The following is a 17982-nucleotide window of genomic DNA, read 5'->3' as shown; positions in this document are numbered from 1 at the left end:
ATATATCTTTTTTTCATACTTTAGCAGCTATGACCGCAAAGAGGATCATTCAGCAGATTTTTCAGCAGCCGGAACTTGACCGGGTATCTATCGTTACATTGGAAGGCGTGGTGGATGAATACCCGTATTTTACGGCAGCCCGCCTTTTGCTGGCACAGAAAAATTATGAACAGTACCCCAACCTGCATTCACCCGCGGTCAAAAAAGCACAGCTATATACCAACAATCCGCATCATTTCTTCCAGTTCCTGACAGGAGAGCTGGAAAGAAGCGGTGGCAGTACTGATACGCATCATTATCACACCGCCGCTGCCTATACGCCCTCTCCCCTGGCGGCCCAACCCATTGTACCGCCTGCTGCGGCTGAAAAACAGCCGGTGGCGCTCAACTGGGAAAGCATTACCCGCAGGGACGCGGAGGATGAGCTGGATTTCATGATCAGGGAACGTGAAGAGATCAGGGCCGCCATCAAACGCATGGAAGCTCTGCAAAAAGAGGAAGAAGAACTGCAGGCACGGCAGGCAGCACCAGCTGCCGCTCCGGCCGAAGATAATATAGCGGAACAACCACAGCATATTATGGAGCCGGCCATTGACAATGCGCCGGAAGCGCCCGCTGCATCCCCTGCGGAGGAAGCATTGGAAGAACCCATCACTTATGCCGATCCTTCCACAGCAGATGCACCGTTTGCAGATGACACATCAGCCGCAGATGATACGCCGGCGGTGGAAGACAGCTGGGAATTTACCACCGGCAGCACACAGCCGGAGGAACCGGAGTTCCCTGCTAATGAAGCAGTTGCAGCTGAAACAGAAATCTCACAGGACGCTGCTGTTGAGCAAAGCGCTGCCCCGGAAGCTGCGGAAACAGCTGCAGCGGAACCAGCAGCGCCCGCAGCCGGAGTACCTGTGAATCAACCCACTGCTGCGGCGGCAGAAGAACCGATCAAGATTTATCCCCTGGAAATACCGGACGAAGAAGACGCCCTTACCTTTCAACCTTTGTACACGGACGATTATTTTGCGTACAAACGGCTCCAGGAGCCGGACAACGCTGAGGAGTTAACTGAAAAAGGTATGGCAGAAATGAGAAGTTTTACCGACTGGCTGCGGGAAATGAAGCAGAGCTTCGCGAAAAGGGCCGATAAGGACTGGTATCACCAGCAGCTGCACCGCATTTATGTGGACGATGATCCGGAGGTGTCTGAGGCCGTGGAAAAGATGGCCATGGAATCTATCACCCTCAATGACGATATTGTATCTGAGACCCTGGCCGAGATCTGGGCCCGGCAGCGCCAGTACCAGACGGCTATCCAGATATATCAAAAATTAAGTTTGCTTAATCCCAACAAAAGCGCTTATTTTGCGCAAAAGATTCAGGAGCTGCAACTAGCGCAGTCTGAAGCTGATAAAAGTTAACAGGAAATACGATAATATCTATGTTATTAATCTTTGGTATACTGATCATTCTGGCCTGTGTGCTGCTTGGTTTCTTCGTGCTGATCCAGAACCCTAAAGGCGGCGGTTTAAGCGGCTCTTTCGGCGGTTTTGGCAATCAGGTAATAGGTGTTCGCCAAACTACTGATGTACTGGAAAAAGGCACCTGGATACTTGCTGCCATCATTGCAGTGCTTTGTCTGACCTCGTCCTTTTTCGTAGACAAGAACAGTGCGGCCCGTCAGAGCAAGACCATTATGGAACAGAATGCAGGAAGGCCCGTACAGCAGCCTGCTCCGGCTACGCTGCCGAATACTACCCCTGCACAACCGCAGCAGCAACCGGCGCAAAATAAATAAAGCGCTTCTTAAAATTATTTTAATAGCCTCGCCGTTAAAAGCGAGGTTTTTTTATGTAATTAATTATACCTTATACCTAAAGCACAATTAACCTTTGTGTTGTAACCTGGATTATGTCAAATAAAAGAAACAACTCTGGCAAACGGTCAAACAGGGCCACCTGGATACGGCGCTCGCTGGTGATTATCTGCGCACTGGCCGCAGGCGTGGCGGTATACATTGCATATCGCGTGTTTGGCCCTAATACCAAGGCTTTTGGCGACAAGAAATACTTTTATGTACGCAGCGGCAGCTCATACAATGATGTATTGGAAGGGCTGGAAACGCAGGAAGTGATACAAAGCCGCAACAGTTTTGATTTTGTGGCCCGTAAACTGGGCTACCCCAGACGGGTAAAACCGGGCCGCTACCAGATATCCCGCGGCATGAGCAATTTTGAGATCGTAAAGCTGCTGCGCTCCGGTAAACAGGCGCCCGTGCAGCTGGTGATCACCAAAATACGCACTAAGGACGATTTTGTCAGGAAGATCTGCAGCAACCTGGAGGCAGATTCTACCGCCCTGCGGATACTGATGCAGGACCAGGTATACTTACGGCAGTTCGGGCTGGACTCCAATACGGTGATGTGCGCCGTGATGCCCAATACCTACGAGTATTACTGGAACACCTCTGCAGAAATGGCTTTTAAAAAGCTGGAAAAGGCCAGGGAAGAATTCTGGACAGACGAAAGAAAAGCCAAAGCGCGCAACCTGGGCCTGAGCATGAACGAGGTAAGCATACTGGCCGCCATCGTGGAGGAAGAAACCAACAAGAACGACGAAAAACCATTGATAGCCAGCGTATATCTGAACCGCTACCGCAAAGGCATGAAGCTGCAGGCAGATCCCACCGTGAAGTTCGCCCTGCAGGATTTTGCGCTGAGAAGGATCAGGGAGATTCACACGCTGTTTGATTCACCGTATAATACTTACCGTTATGCCGGTTTACCACCCGGCCCCATCTGCACGCCTTCCGTTAAAACCCTGGATGCCGTGCTGAACACCCCTGATACAGATTATATGTATTTTTGTGCACGGTCTGATTTTTCCGGTTATCATGCTTTTGCAGTTACCTTCCGAGAACACCTGCAGAATGCCCGTAAATACCAGGCCGCTTTGAACAACCGGGGACTATAAAAAGTTTGAAGGTTTAAGGGTTTGAACGTTCTACCGTTTGTGTACTTCAACCCTTAAACCCCCAGGCTTTCAAATAACTGTTATGCTGAAGAGATTTATACGACGTACCACCCTCTATCGCAAGCTGGTAAGCATCAGCAAAGACACGGTGCTGCCTGGTTTTGAAGGGCTGCCTTTGTATGACGTACTTAAATTCTTCTTTAAAGAGGCCAGGGATAAAAGCCTTGGCGACCGGGCAGCAGCCATTGCCTTCAACTTCCTGCTGTCCATCCCTCCTTTCTTTATCTTCCTGTTCACACTGGTGCCTTTCATCCCCATGAAAAGCATTGAGCCTACGCTCTACCGGCTGGCAGAAGATGTAGCACCTAACTATAACACCTATATGATTGTCAGGAACATGATACATGACTTCCTGTATACCAACCGTACGGGTTTGTTATCCATCGCCTTCCTGATGGCCTTCTTCTACTCATCCAACGGTTTGATGGGGATTATGCGTTCCTTCAACAAAATGCAGCCGGGCTTCAGAAGGCGGAAGTGGTGGCAAACCAGGCTGCTGGCCCTGCAGATGACGGCCATACTGGTACTGCTGCTGCTGCTCACCGTTGTGCTGATCATTGCACAGGGCACCATCCTCCGTTACATCTTTGACCTGCTGCATGTGGAGAACCCTTTGATCAGGAACAGCGTGAATATTGTGCGCTGGCTGCTGATCGCGATGCTGTTCTTTTCCATCCTGGCGGTGATCTACCGCTTTGCGCCGGCTACCACCAAGAAATGGAAGTTTATCACCGCAGGGTCTACCTTCGCCACTTTGCTGATGATACTGGTTACCCTGGGCTTTTCCTACTTCGTAAATAACTTCGTGAACTATAACCAGATATACGGCTCTATCGGCACGATCCTGATTCTGATGCTGTTCCTCTATTTTAACTCTTTTATCCTGCTGGTGGGCTTCGAGCTGAATGCGAGCATACGTACGCTGAAGGAAATTGCGGCCGCACGAAATGAAGATCTGCCCGTTGAAGTACAGGGACTATCTTAGGGATTTGGGATTTACACCACATTATATTACCTTTATTTTAAATATCACATCCATAACCCTGGATCTGTTTCAACCAAACCTATTACTATGAAAAGTACATTCGGTGTACTGATAACCGTCATCCTGATTACCTTCATCCTGTTTAGTGCTTTCCGCTCAGACACCCTGGATATAGGCGACCCCATTCCCAAACCGGATATACAGCTGCATGATATCAGCGGCCGCAATGTATCGCTGAATGCCGCTAAAGGCGCCAACGGCCTGCTGGTGATGTTCACCGGTAACCGTTGCCCTTATGTATTACGCAACCAAAGCAGGACGGCAGAGATATGCGCGTTTGCGCTGCAGCACCAGGTGGGCGTTATCATGGTCAATTCAAACACTACGCTGCATAATGGAGATGAATCACTGGAAGCAATGAAGGCCTATGCGGCAGAACAACAATACCGCTGGTATTACGTGATAGATAAAAAGGCGGAGATCGCAGAGGCTTTTGATGCCAGTCATACACCGGAATGTTACCTCTTTGACAAGAACGGCCGTTTGTCTTACAAGGGCGCTATCGACGATAACCCCGGTAATGCGGATGCGGTAAAGACCAGGCATTTGCATAATGCCATTAATGAAATGCTGGCCGGCGGGCCGGTGAAGACCAATAGCACATCGGCGCTGGGCTGCAATATCAAACGTTATTAAAATACAAGGAACACGGCGTTACTGAACAGTAATTTCCCGTTCTCCCAGAAACTGCGGAACAGCGGATCATCTGCCAGCATCACCAGTTTACCGTTGCCAATATCCTTTACGCCAAACAACAGGCCATCCTTTAGCCGTTCCCGTGTGTCCACACCTACGAAACCGCTGAGGTAATTATCTTTTTTGAGTATGCCTACGTTCCAGCCGCTGTCGTCCAGGAATTCGTAGATCTTATCATCCTGCTTAAGCGTGTAATAGCTGTCTGTATAGCCAAAGCCCAGCGGATGCGTATTGTCCAGCTGTACTTTATAAATAGCACCGGGGATGAACTGCTTCACGCTTTCGCGTTCGCGGTTGGCATAAGGCTTTATAGCGGCGTAGGTATCTTTATCAGTGTCCTTGTTGTTCTGCTTGTTGTTCTCTTCCTTTTCTTTCTGTTTATCCTTTTTCAGTTGTATGCCCCAATCTCCTGCCGCCAGCTGCGACAGCGCGTCCTGCATGGCGATAAGTCTTCCACCGCTGCTGACCCAGTCTTTCAGCCGGGTGGCGCCAGCTTTGTCATTCAGGAAATCGTATTTACCGTCTGGCAGGATGAGCACATTGATATCCTTCCAGGATACCCGCCGCAGGTCTTTTACATGGATCATGGTCAGCGGATAGCCTATCTGCTGTTCAAAGAAATGCCATATCTCACCTACACCGAGGGATGATACACCATCGCCCACCAGCATGGCTACATTCAGCGGTTGTATGTAGCGTACTTTATCGGAACCAAAGTCTGTTCCCTTTTCCACAAAGCCGGTGGCCGCTGCATCCAGGGAAACCTTTGCTGTTTGGGCAGCTGTGCGGATGTAGTTATCAAAACGGCTGCCCATCTGTTCATTCCCTGCCCTGGTAATGATCAGCGTACCTGGTTGAAACGTACGGCCGCCAATGGTGAAGGAGCCTTCTGCATAACGCACTTTAATGCCCTGCTGCAGCAGGGAAGTGAGAAATCTTACGTCTTTGATGCTGTTCCAGGATGCCAGGTAAGCGTAGGGCTTCTGTACATCAGCAGCGGATGTGGCAATAACGGGCGCAGAATCTGATTTTGGACGAAGCTCCTGACGCAAAGCATAAGCAGGTAGTCCGTATGCATAGGGAATGGCCCAGGCGGTAATATCGTAGGTAACGGAATCTGTTAACCGTGACTGCGGCTCAAACAGTACCTGCAGCAGGTTGGAACGGGGTTGGAAAGCGCTGATCACCATATCTTCCTTTTCAACATCAAAGCTTTCCGTTTTATTGGTGAAGTAATTGAGTCCGCTGGCTTTGGTAACATTGGCGCCATACCCAAAAGCGATGTTATTACGTTTCAATAAGGTGGCAAGTCCGGCGAGTTTCTCTGTATTGCCGGCAGCTTTTATCACATAAGCTTTATACGGGCCGTCTGGTGCGCTGACGGCATTCTTAAAATAAGCCGTGTACTCGCCCATTATCTTCTGCGCCTGCCGGGAGGCTACCTCAATGGTAGACAAGCCGGTCGTAACATGGTGGGCTATACGATCCGTAAGCGTAAGCGTGTCATTATCCTGTTTCAGTACCGCCAATCCGCCGGCGCCGCCCCCACCCTGTTCGTAGGTCATACCGATTGCGCCGTTATAGGTGGGATAGGTATCTCCGTAGCTGGGATAGAAGAGATCGAACCGTTCTTTGGTAAAGTAGAGCCATCCTTTCTCATCGAAATACTTCGCATTGTTTTTGCCGATGAGGGTTTGCAGCTCACGTTGCCAGGGTTTGATCACATCATGAAAGGGCTCTGCCGCAGGGGCAAAGTAATAGGGCTCGTCGATGCCCTGTTCATGAAAGTCTACATGTACCTGGGGCATCCACTGGTTGTAGACACTGAGGCGCTGCTGGGACTCGGTTTGTGTTTGCCAGGCCCAGTCGCGGTTCAGGTCAAAATAGTAGTGGTTGGCGCGGCCGCCGGGCCAGGGCTCATGATGTTCCCATGCATAACGCTGCGGGTTGGGCGGAAAACTCTGCACCTGGTTATAGAAGCTGACGTATCGTTCACGGCCATCGGGGTTGAGGCAGGGATCGATGATCACAACGGTATTTTTGAGCCACTCCTGCGTTTGGGGGTTGTTCTTGTCTGCCAGCAGGTAAAGGGTGCGCATAGCCGCTTCAGTGGACACGGCTTCATTGCCGTGGACATTGTAGCTAAGCCAGACGATGACGGGGTGGTTGCTGTTGTTATTGCCCTTCCCGCCGGCAAGCTGCAGGTTCTGTTGCCGGATGTCCTGCAGACGGCTGAAGTTTTCCGGGGAGGCGATGATGGCCATCATCAGCGGGCGTCCTTCGTAGGTGGCGCCATATTGCTGTAATTGCATGTTGGGCGTTTGGGCGGCCACCGCTTTGAAATATTCCAGCACACGGTAGTGCGGGGTAAAGTGGCTGCCGAGGCGGTAGCCGAGGAATTGGTCGGGTGTAGGGAGGGATTGTGTAAAGCCGGGCAAATAGGCCAGTAGAATCAATAGTGCTGGCAAAAAGCATTTCCGCATACCTTAGGGTGGATTTTGTGTGACTAAGATAGGGAAATAAGCGGGAAAGGGCTTATTTCTTGTACAGGAGAATATCTGCGCAAAATGGAACAAACCAGTACACAACTGCTGAAGTAATTAAGAATATAGCGGAGGCACTCGATACTTCCGTTGACTACTTACTGAATGGTAGTTCCTCCGACAAGGCTAACGCTACATTACAGGATACTGAAGTAATTAGATACTTTAAAGAGATAGAGACACTGCCTGCGGATGATAAAGCAACGCTATTACGTGTTATTTCCGCCTTTATCAGGGATGTTAGAACTAAACAAGCTTATACGCATTGAGACGTCTAAGGATCGCTTTGCCTCTTCAAACACCAAAATTTAAAAGCAATTCGCACAAATAATAACAAAGGCCAGGGAGTGCGCTAGCGGGAGTGCACATGCCATTAACTGTGTAAACTTCAAAAAACGAGGTTCGTAGCAGGATCTATATTCTGATCCTGTTTTCAAAAATAGTCAAAAATTGATCTAGGACAATGCCCCAGTTTCTAATCGGCATTGTCCATTTTTTTGTCACCTCTCTCAATGATAGGTAGACAGATTTGAGCACTGCATCATCATTTGGGAAGGATAGTTTGTTCTTCGTGTACTTCCTGATCTTGCCGTTCAGGTTTTCAATCAGGTTGGTGGTGTAGATGATCTGTCGAATTTCAATGGGAAAATCAAAGAAGACGGTCAGCTCTTCCCAGTTGTCCTTCCAGCTTTTAATAGCATACCCATATTTGCCGCCCCATTTGGCTTCCAAGGCCTGCAGCCCAGCCTGAGCAGCTTGGCGGTTGGGGGCTGCGTAGATATCCTTCATATCATGGCTGAACTCACGTTTGTCTTCCACCGGCAGGTGCGCAAAATAACCAAAACCAAGGGAGCCTTTACTTCCGACATGGCTCTACTGAAGCTGATTTACCTAGCCACCCAGAACATCCAGAAAAAATGGACACAGCCACTACAAAACTGGAGTCTGACAGTATCCCAGTTATCAATTATATTTGGTGACCGGCTGAAATTGCAAATATAGACCGGGGAGCTAACGCCGCTCCCCCTTCCCCTGGCGTGGGGTTCCAAACATTGAAATAGAATTTGACACAGTTTATTTTACACTCCCGACTGCTTCAAACGCCAGAACTAAAAAAGCTTTTGCTAATAAATAAAATCCCCGATCTGATTCGACCGGGGATTTTTTATTTATTCTATTACTCTTTAGTACGAAGCTTAAATACTCAACATCAGCTACAGCGCTTTTACACAAAGAAAATTTTCAGTATAAAGAAAACTCTAAAATCAAAGCTATCCCAAGCAAGATATTAATTATAATACATGCTATTAAATAAATTCCCTTTAAACTGTACTTAATATTGAGAGCTTTTTCAATTTTTTCTGAATAAATTAAAAGAATAAAATAACCAACATTTAAAAAAAGCATATAAATAATTATATGGGGTAACATAAAAAAGATATTTACAAATCTTTTAGTCATCCGCATCAATAATACCAACATCCATAATACAGATATTCCTGTAAGCCCAATTATTAAATTAAATGTTATTACCTTTTTAATATAGTTATTACTCATATTGTTTAATGTCATTTATCTTCTACGTGGCCGATCCCCGAATGCTGGTAAATCCTTAAATATTCCCGCATCAGGAGATTCAGGCTGAATAATTTGCAAAGAAGGCATCCAGTTAGCCCATGGTTGCGTAAATCGAAAGCTAGACTTAATGAGCTTAACATTATAAAAATATCCATTCCTTATCGCTCTTTGATCACCTTCACTATCTCTTTCACCAGAAGAAATCAGAGCATGACCATTCGCTCCTAGCACAGCAGCGGCTATTGAAAATCCGGATTTCTTCATTGCATATCCCCAAAGAAATTGGCCTGCATCGTTTACATTATAAGCTGTGTTATACCCTTCGAATAAGAAGAACCCTCCTTCCTGATCAAATTGTATAACATCTCCATCGCCAGCACCCAATCCAGCAATAGGCAAAGTATAATTCCAATTAAAATCCATTCTATTACCCACTGATTCACCAAGAGCAAAATCCCATCTACTTAAAAGGCTTCTATTCTTAATAGATGACTTATTCATTATCCAAGACAAATTAGCATCGGAAATAAATCTTATTCCGAGATCTCCTGGATTCAGATTATCTAGTTGCTCCTTATCAATCGATAAATCATTAAAATTGAATGATCTATCTGTAACCCACCCCTTAAATTTTTTATTATTTACATCAGTAAACTCCTTATAGTGGCCTATTACTCCTGTTGCCCCACTCGCATGCAAATCTGTTCTTTCAAGAAATTGTCCATCACTACCAAATCTATAAGTGGTATCACCTAACGGATCAATAATTGATAATGGATTATTTACAAAAGAGACATAGGGACTTTCCCAAACTTTAGGGCGAACATCTACATTCCACCTTCTTGCTACTCTAGGATCATACTCCCAGAACAATGCTGAATAACTATTTCCCTCACCTTTTATCTCATCACTTTTCTCTTGCCCATTAAACCCATACCTATATTTACCCCCATCCCAGCTTCTATCCGGCTGCAACATCCCAAACGGATAATAATCACTCGCAGAAACTACATCCGACTCATAACGATCCACTAATGAACCATCCCCGGACACTCCCCGTTTGGCATCCGATACCGTAGCCAACACATTTCCCAGGTGATTGCCTAACTCAAAGAACTTTTTACGACGGTTAAAGTTAGCAAATTTTGCCATACCTAGTCCTTCCAGGGCAATACCGGGATTATCTTCGGATTCCATATTCGTAACACGGCTACTGATACCAAGCCGGCTGCTGCCGTACAGATCAACTTCGATCTGGCTGAGCTGGCCGTTACTGTAGTCACTCGCTCCATGGGAGTACACACTCATTACATTTCCACTGGCATCACGCACATACCAGGTAGTAACGCCATTCAGCTTTTTGCTGATACGGTTGCCTGCAGCATCATACGTATATCTAAGATCAAAATTGGATGGTTTACTGATCCTGCTGATTTTACCATATACCGTCCATTCAATATTGGAAATATTCTCCTGTTCAGATATGAGGTTCGCTAGCTTACCAGTGACTGTAACTGGGAAATTGATCATTGTACTATAAATCAAGCTAAGATCCTCTTTTATCGGCCCCACCAAATGTCAATTTAATTCCGAAATCGACACCAGTGGAAGCAACCGATTTGTTATACATTACAACACTCCACTTTTTATCGTTATTCAGCGGCTTTATGTCAATCGCCGATCCCATAATGGCGGAGAATACTGGCTTACCAGCTCCTGCTAAGGCAGCATCGAAAACATCGACCTTGCTAAAATCTCCATTAACTACTCCTTGGGCGACAACGTCTACCATGGATTAAGCAGCCAACTTCTGAACTGTATTGCCAGCTACAAGCCCATTACTCATCATTCCACCAGTTAAAACCATGGTAGCACTTGTCTGCATAAATGGGTCCTTTGCCAGACCAAGTCCCATACCTGGATCACCGTGTGACACCGGGTCCAATGCGGCTCTTTCTTCCATTTCCTTATTGTAGGCCATTTGATTTCTATATATATCAGCACACAGAATGCAATCACTAGCCCTTTTAAAGCTGGCCTGCCCTTTCTTGTTTGCACGCTCCACCACTTCATACATTTCATTTAACCTATTGGCTGTTGCGAGTCTTTCTTGTTCTTCTCTATACACCATCATAATTTACCTGTACAGAGGTATTCAAGTTTACTACAGGCGTCCGGAGCTCCCAACTTTCCAAACCGTCAAGATCGATTGAGTTAATTGGCTTGTTGGAGGCAAACTGATATGGTGTAAGTTCCGGATAACCTCTGGCCAATGGATCAACTGACAAAAATCTTGCAACCCTTGGATCATAGATCCGCATTCCATAGTCCTGTTGATTGCCTTTTCCTTTCACCTCATTGTCATTCTCTTTTCCATTAAATCCATAGCGGTAAGCTAAAACATTCATCCTTCGACCTGGCTGCATCATCCCAAACGGATAATAATCCTGCGCTGACGCCACATCCGCCTCATAATGCTCCATCATATATTCATCTTCAGACACCCCCATCTTCCTATCCGTCACTGTCGCCAACACATTACCCAAATGATTTCCCAACTCAAAGAACTTTTCATCACTTAGTTATTCGCCAACTGGGCGTCGATATCCTCATCATAGTTGTCTACACCCACGCTGTCGCTGATAAAGTTCGGACGTTTCTTTCCTGCTTCGCAGTGATAGGTCAGGCTGTCCATCCGGAGCGGTTTTCCAGCCCAGGTTTCGTTACCGTTACGTTTGTATTTCAGGATATTACCATTAGGATCGTATGTAACACGTTCTCCAAAATCCGGTATTGGTAGCGGCATCCAGTCCATGCTGCGCATCCATTGAAACGATCCTGTTCAGGGCGTCATAGTGGTATTGGTAAAGCAATGGCACTTCAACTTTAGGTACGTTTGGGCTCATGGCAGCGATGTTGCCGTTGTACAGCGGCCTGAAGTTGCTGCCGGAAGCAGTTACGCTTGCGAATGGTCTAACGATATTATTTATTGGTTTGTAATCATTGTCGCAAAAGTAGTTCAGTGAGAATCCGAACGCGTCACGGGGCGTAAAACCACCGTTAGTGTCATTTCCATCTATATCAGATGCAGGAGTGAGGCGGTGCCGTTCACACCTTTGAGCCATCCCTATAAATCAGTTTTTAAGAATAATATTTTTTTTGGATTAAAAAATAATGTAAATGCATATGTCACATTTTAGTGGGAGCAGATAGATTATATAAAGAACACGGATTACAAACACTTAGCAGCATTTATAATCCGTGATCCAATTACTTACTCGTCTACTATTTTACAAATTCAACTCCAGCCTCGCAAACAAAAACCGTCCATTATACCCGAACTGCGTAGCCCTGCGGCTGTAAATAAACTGGTTATTCGTTGTATTAGCCGGATTGGCCACTTTATCAGGATAAATATCAAACACATTATTGGAACCTATACTTAATTTCACTTCCTTCGTAAACTTATATCCCACTGATACATCCGTTACTACCTTGGGATCAAAGGTCTGGAAAAAAGCGGGATCATTGGTGGCTTCCTCTACACTGCCAAAATATACGTTGCGCACAAACACATTAAACCTGTTGATATTGTACGTTAACGTAAGATTGATCTTCTCACGGGGCACACTTCTTTCCAGGTAGATCCTGCTGGCGCGGCTGAAGTAGATATTCTCCTTACCGGCCAGCTTTTCTGACGCTTTCACGTCTCCTACCTGTTGTGTATAGGAGTAGGTACTTGCCAGGTCTGCGCGGAAATTGCCGCCGCCCAGGCGGGTGCCGTAGGTGAGCACTACATCCACTCCTCTTGTTTCAGAATTGATGGCATTGGCGAAGAACGCCGCACGGTTGGCATTGGCCAGTGACAGCAACTGGTAGATCTCGCGGTCTACCGGGGAAGCGGCAGAATCATTACGCCCCGAGAACTGGTCGGTATACACTATACGATCATTAATGCGGGTGTAATAGCCGTCTACCGTTAAATTGAACTTGCCGAATGTACCCGTGAAGCCCGCGCTGAGGCTTTTTGATTTTTCCGGTTTGAGTTTGGGAATGCCCAGCAGTTCTGCGGGACGGCTGTCATTGGTAAAGGTGCCTACTTCATACGGTACCCCGTCTACGAACAGCGTTGAGGTGCTGGAGTAAAAACGCTGATGCAGCGAAGGCGCACGGAAGCCGGTACTACCCGATGCACGTAAGGCAGTACGCTCAGTGAGCTTGTAGCGCGCAGTCAGCTTACCGTTGAGCGTAGAGCCGAAATCGTTATAATTCTCAAAGCGGACAGCGCCACCCAGCAGGAAAGCGCTGCTGAAATTTGCTTCCACATCCACATAACCGGCAATGGCGCTGCGGGCGGCGTTTACGGCGTTCTCCGGACGAAAGCCCGGAAATACCTGCGCGCCGCCGGGACGGGCCGAACCATCAGGACCGAACCTTGTATTGATAGCGCCCTGCGGATCGGGTATGAGGATGGGATTACCACTGCCGTCTACTCCTATCTGGGTAGCACGCCCATAGTCTGTATAGGAGTTCTCTTCACCGGCCTCCAGCTGATAGCGTTCAAAACGGTATTCTCCGCCAAAGGCTACATCAAGGCCCTGCAGTACATCAAACCGCTGCGAGAAATCAAGGTTGGTGGTATTCTGTGTGAATACCGGCCCGCCGGCATTAAAAGTAGTGGGCGAAGCTTTCTCCAGGGAAGCATTCAATGAATTCGCTACACTGAAGATAAACTGGTTTTGTCCGAAGGTATTGCTTACATCCACCTTCCATTTACCCAGGTTACCGCGGATGCCGAAAGACAGCGACTTATCATAGATATCCGAATGGATCTCCGGCAGAAAGCCCAGTGGATAGATGTCGAGCACATTGCGGCTGTCACTGGGCAAACGATATACGCCCGCTGCCTGACCGTTACGGTAGCCCAGGCCGCCGAAAAGATAAAACTCAGCATTGTTTTCCATGGGGATGCTGGCATTCAGGAAAAGCTGCCCGCTGCGCAGTTTTGACTGGCCGGCCCGCATGCGGATGTCATTACGGGTGATATTATTAGCCAGCAGGAAAGAATCCGTTCTATCGGCGCCGCCGGGATAAGCGCGGTATATAGGCCCCTCCCAGGGACCGGAGCGGTTGGTATAATTACGGTAGTCATAAGAGCCGCCCATATTAATGAAGCCGCCCTTATTTCCCAGCGGGATGCCGTAGTTGATACCGGTTTGCACGGTTTGTCCGTCAATGTTATCTACAGACTGTGAAGTAAAATTAGCGCCGGTGGTAACGTTCACGTTTAAACGATTCACACTGTTCTTCAGGATGATGTTGATCACGCCGGCAATAGCGTCTGAACCATACTGCGCAGCGGCGCCATCCCGCAGGATCTCAATGCGGTCAATAGCAGATGTGGGAATGGCATTCATATCAGTACCTACCGCACCGCGGCCAAAGGTGCCGTTCACGTTGACCAGGGCGGTATTGTAGCGGCGTTTGCCGTTCACCAGCACCAGCACCTGGTCCGGGCCCAATCCGCGGAGTGATGCGGGATCAATATGATCCGTACCATCTGCCACGGTCTGTGTGCCCGAACTGAAAGAGGGCGCCACATAATTCAGTATCTGGTTGATGGATACCTGCGGCGCATCCTGCGCTACTTTTTTTATGTCGATCACGTCCACCGGAACAGGCGTTTCCGTTTGCGTACGCGGCACCGTGCGGGAGCCCAGTACTACCAGCTCGTTCATGGTGGCGCCGGGCGTCAGCGTGAAATTCAACTCTACGGTTTGACCATAGCTTATCCTAACCGTCTTGCGCTGGGCCGAATACCCCACGAAGCTTGCCAGTACCGTGAACTCGCCTTCACCTACGTTGAAAGAATAGTTGCCGCTTGCATTCGTATAAGCACCGTTGTTAGAATTTACTACCTGTACGGTAGCGTTGGCCAAGGGCGCATTATCAGCTGTTACCTTTCCCTTTATAGTGCCAGTCGTTGGTTGTGCGAAGGCGTTAAAGCCGGACAGGCATGCTAACAATAACAGAAAAGGTTTGGAGGGTAGTTTCATAGCGATTCAGATTAGAGGGTTCAGATTTGGTTATATTCTAATTTACTAATTAAAACGCAAAATCTGAGCGTTTGAGGTTTGATGTGTGATGTTTGAAGTTCGTTTAAGGTTTGCTGTTAGATGAAGACGCCTGCCTTGAACTTCTGAACTTCCGACGAACATCAAACCTCACACATCAAACCTCAAACTTTCTGATAATGTTTAGTAAATTAGGCTCAAACTTACGTATGTAATGCGCCTGAGATTATTGTTTTTACCAGTACTCCTGATTGGAACACATGCTTTTGCCCAGTCTGCATCAACCATTGATCCGTATCAATATACTATCCGGAAAGAGGTGACCGTACAACATGGCGCCGTTGTTTCTGCCCACCCGCTGGCCAGCCACGCCGGTGCGCGTATATTACAGCAGGGTGGTAATGCCATAGATGCCGCTATTACCACACAACTGGCGCTGGCAGTAGTATATCCCGGGGCTGGTAACCTGGGCGGCGGCGGTTTCCTGGTAGGTCATCTCAGCGATGGCCGCAACATATCCATCGATTACCGGGAAATGGCGCCTGCAAAGGCCCACCGCGATATGTACCTGGATGCGGCAGGCAATGCCAACACAACACTCAGCCAGGAAGGACACCTGGCCGCCGGTGTACCAGGTACCGTAGCGGGCATCTTCGCTTCCCTCCCCTATGCCAGGCTGCCTTTGCGCAAACTGATACAGCCGGCCATCACCCTGGCAGAAAAAGGTTTCGCCATCACAGAAAAAGAAGCCCGCAGCCTCAATGCGCATGCGGAATTATTCAAACGGCTGAACACAAAGCCCACCCGCTTTGTAAAGGATACGCCCTGGAAAGCCGGCGATACCCTCATTCAGCCCGAACTGGCCCGAACACTGAAAAGGATCAGGGACAAAGGCATGGAAGGCTTCTACGGAGGTGAAACTGCCGCTATGATTGTAGCAGAAATGCAACGTGGCAAAGGCATCATCACCACGGCAGATCTGAAAGCCTATAAGGCCAAAGAAAGAAAACCCATCGTCTTCAACTATAAGGATTATACGCTCATCACCATGCCCCTGCCTTCCAGCGGCGGCATTGTATTGCAACAGATGATGGGCATGGTGGAAAAATACCCGCTGTCTTCCTGGGGCTTTCACTCGCCGCAGGCCATACAGCTGATGGTGGAAGCGGAAAGAAGGGCCTATGCAGATCGTGCAGAATACCTGGGCGATGCAGATTTTGTAAAAGTACCGGTGAAACAGCTTACGGATAAAAAATACCTGGAGCAACGCATGCAGGACTATGTGCCCAATAAAGCAGGTTCCAGTGTAGCCGTAAAAGCTGGCGCCCCCCTGCATGAAAGCGAACAGACCACACACCTTTCCGTGATGGATGACCAGGGCAATGCAGTAGCGGTTACCACCACCCTGAACGGCACCTATGGCAGCGGTGTAGTGGTAGGCGGCGCAGGTTTCTTTCTCAACAACGAAATGGACGATTTCAGCGTAAAACCAGGTGTGCCCAATATGTACGGACTGGTAGGCAACGAAGCCAATGCCATTGCCCCCGGAAAGCGTATGCTCAGCTCCATGACACCCACCATTGTACTGCAGCGCCAACGCCCTTACCTGGTAGTAGGTACACCGGGCGGCTCTACTATTATGACCTCCGTTTTCCAGACGCTGATCAACATACTGGAATTCAATATGCCGGTTTCGCAGGCAGTGAATGAAACCAAATTTCATCATCAGTGGTTGCCAGACCAGGTAGATGTGGAACCTGATTTTCCAGCCGGCATTATCAGCTCACTGGAACAGATGGGTTATAAGGTAACACCCAGGCGCAGCCCTATCGGCCGCACAGAAGTGATCCGCGTGAATAACAAAGGTATGCTGGAAGCAGTGGGCGACAAGCGGGGCGATGACAGTGCTGCCGGGTATTGATAAGCAGGGGGCTCACGGCAGCAACTTCAAACATCAGATTCCAAACACCAAACAATCAAAACTATGCCTGTTGCAAAGATCTATCTTGACAGTATCAAAAAACGATTCCTGACCTACAAGGTTTTGGGCGATAAAACACTGGAGCGGCTGAATGAGCAGCAGCTGAACTGGCAGCCGGATGAATACTCCAACAGCATCCACCAGGTTGTAAAACATATCAGCGGGAACATGTTGTCACGGTGGACAGACTTCCTCAGCAGCGATGGGGAAAAGCCCTGGCGCAACCGGGATACCGAATTTGAAGACGGCACCGCCGCCAAAGCGGATATTATAGCTGCCTGGGAAAAAGGATGGCAATGCATGATGCAGACCCTGGACAGCCTGCAGGACACAGACCTGGAAAAGACCATTACCATCCGCACCGAACCTTTGATCGTTATAGATGCGATCAACCGCCAGCTGGCACATATTCCCTATCATGTGGGGCAGATAGTGTATATTGGCAAAATGCTGCTGAAAGACCAATGGGAAAGCCTGTCTATCCCCAAAGGCGGTTCGGAAACCTTTAACAGGGAAATGGCGAAAAAAAATAACTAGCTTAAACATTAAAGTTGATATGCTGAGACTCAGAAACCTGCTATTACTCCTGCCTTTAACCACTTTGATATCCTGTGGCGGCAGTCGTAATGACCAGCTGCTGAAACACAAGAAATGGCGCGTGTATGATGTACAGGTGCCCAGCGGCGACCCTTATGACATTACGCAGGTAAACCAGGCCACAGAACTGAAAAGAGGTTATTACAGCGATGCCTACTACCAGTTCCTGGATAATAACCTGTTCATCGCTACGGTAGACGGCAAACCGGATTCCGGCAAATACCAGCTGCTCAGCAATGGCAGCATCATCAGCGTAACCGCCAGCAATGGCCTTCGTACTTCAGAACACCGCGTAACCGTAGTGCACCTGGACGACAAACTGTTTGATATGAAAGTTCAATCCGGCGAATATCATTTTGTATTGAAAACAAAAGCCGAATAATCTTATAACTGGTTAAAAGTTTGAGCATTTGAAAGTTTGAAGACCGCTCAAATTGG

Annotated in this window: 16 protein-coding genes; 8 read left to right on the top strand and 8 right to left on the bottom strand. The window is 48.0% G+C overall.

Annotated features, from left to right (window positions below; translation table 11 throughout):
- The first annotated feature begins 29 nt into the window (after positions 1-29).
- The 5 genes from Q0577_RS14855 (at position 30) to Q0577_RS14835 (ending at position 4711) form a co-directional block, all read left to right on the top strand.
- Positions 30-1418 (top strand): hypothetical protein, encoded by a 1389-nt coding sequence (locus Q0577_RS14855; protein ID WP_298737565.1) that lies wholly within the window; start codon positions 30-32, stop codon positions 1416-1418.
- 20 nt (positions 1419-1438) lie between these two features.
- Entirely contained in the window at positions 1439-1795 is a 357-nt protein-coding gene (gene secG, locus Q0577_RS14850) for a preprotein translocase subunit SecG (RefSeq protein WP_298737564.1), read from the top strand.
- Between the two features lie 113 nt (positions 1796-1908).
- On the top strand, positions 1909-2970 hold the full coding sequence (gene mltG / locus Q0577_RS14845; RefSeq protein ID WP_298737563.1) for an endolytic transglycosylase MltG: 1062 nt from the start codon (positions 1909-1911) through the stop codon (positions 2968-2970).
- An 82-nt stretch (positions 2971-3052) separates the two neighbouring features.
- On the top strand, positions 3053-4015 hold the full coding sequence (locus Q0577_RS14840; protein ID WP_298737562.1) for a YihY/virulence factor BrkB family protein: 963 nt from the start codon (positions 3053-3055) through the stop codon (positions 4013-4015).
- 87 nt (positions 4016-4102) lie between these two features.
- Complete coding sequence (locus Q0577_RS14835) at positions 4103-4711, top strand: redoxin family protein (RefSeq protein ID WP_298737561.1); 609 nt, start codon at positions 4103-4105, stop codon at positions 4709-4711.
- On the opposite strand, the gene Q0577_RS14830 is transcribed toward Q0577_RS14835, so the two are convergent.
- The 8 genes from Q0577_RS14830 to Q0577_RS14795 all read right to left on the bottom strand — a co-directional run bounded on the left by Q0577_RS14830 (position 4708) and on the right by Q0577_RS14795 (position 14948).
- Positions 4708-7254: a M14 metallopeptidase family protein gene (locus tag Q0577_RS14830; RefSeq protein ID WP_298737559.1), complete on the bottom strand. Its 2547-nt coding sequence runs from the start codon at positions 7252-7254 to the stop codon at positions 4708-4710. The two genes, Q0577_RS14835 and Q0577_RS14830, sit on opposite strands and share 4 nt — an antisense overlap.
- Before the next feature lie 474 nt (positions 7255-7728).
- A complete protein-coding gene (locus tag Q0577_RS14825) occupies positions 7729-8139 on the bottom strand; it encodes a transposase (RefSeq protein ID WP_366884472.1) in 411 nt (136 codons plus the stop codon).
- A 747-nt stretch (positions 8140-8886) separates the two neighbouring features.
- Positions 8887-10422 (bottom strand): hypothetical protein, encoded by a 1536-nt coding sequence (locus tag Q0577_RS14820; RefSeq protein WP_298737555.1) that lies wholly within the window; start codon positions 10420-10422, stop codon positions 8887-8889.
- Between the two features lie 16 nt (positions 10423-10438).
- Positions 10439-10684, bottom strand: coding sequence for a hypothetical protein (locus tag Q0577_RS14815; RefSeq protein WP_298737553.1), 246 nt, complete (start codon positions 10682-10684; stop codon positions 10439-10441).
- A 3-nt stretch (positions 10685-10687) separates the two neighbouring features.
- The gene (locus Q0577_RS14810) at positions 10688-11026 is read right to left on the bottom strand and encodes a hypothetical protein (RefSeq protein ID WP_298737552.1); all 339 of its coding nucleotides are present in this window, start codon (positions 11024-11026) and stop codon (positions 10688-10690) included.
- The gene (locus Q0577_RS14805) at positions 11013-11450 is read right to left on the bottom strand and encodes an RHS repeat-associated core domain-containing protein (protein ID WP_298737551.1); all 438 of its coding nucleotides are present in this window, start codon (positions 11448-11450) and stop codon (positions 11013-11015) included. Before Q0577_RS14805 ends, Q0577_RS14810 begins: the two co-directional genes overlap by 14 nt.
- 198 nt (positions 11451-11648) lie before the next feature.
- The gene (locus Q0577_RS14800) at positions 11649-12017 is read right to left on the bottom strand and encodes a hypothetical protein (protein WP_298737550.1); all 369 of its coding nucleotides are present in this window, start codon (positions 12015-12017) and stop codon (positions 11649-11651) included.
- A 165-nt stretch (positions 12018-12182) separates the two neighbouring features.
- Positions 12183-14948: a TonB-dependent receptor gene (locus Q0577_RS14795; protein ID WP_298737549.1), complete on the bottom strand. Its 2766-nt coding sequence runs from the start codon at positions 14946-14948 to the stop codon at positions 12183-12185.
- Positions 14949-15180: 232 nt separating this feature from the next.
- Here Q0577_RS14795 and ggt point away from each other — a divergent pair, with 232 nt between their 5' ends.
- From ggt to Q0577_RS14780, 3 genes are all read left to right on the top strand, one after another.
- Positions 15181-16887, top strand: a complete 1707-nt coding sequence (gene ggt, locus Q0577_RS14790) for a gamma-glutamyltransferase (protein WP_298737548.1) — start codon at positions 15181-15183, stop codon at positions 16885-16887.
- Between the two features lie 63 nt (positions 16888-16950).
- Positions 16951-17484 (top strand): DUF1572 family protein, encoded by a 534-nt coding sequence (locus tag Q0577_RS14785; RefSeq protein ID WP_298737547.1) that lies wholly within the window; start codon positions 16951-16953, stop codon positions 17482-17484.
- A 19-nt stretch (positions 17485-17503) separates the two neighbouring features.
- The gene (locus Q0577_RS14780) at positions 17504-17926 is read left to right on the top strand and encodes a hypothetical protein (RefSeq protein WP_298737545.1); all 423 of its coding nucleotides are present in this window, start codon (positions 17504-17506) and stop codon (positions 17924-17926) included.
- Positions 17927-17982: the final 56 nt, after the last annotated feature.

Origin of the sequence: uncultured Chitinophaga sp. (assembly GCF_937898475.1) — a bacterium.
In the GTDB taxonomy this organism is placed as follows: Bacteria; Bacteroidota; Bacteroidia; order Chitinophagales; family Chitinophagaceae; genus Chitinophaga.
This window is presented reverse-complemented; position numbering and strand designations above follow the sequence as displayed.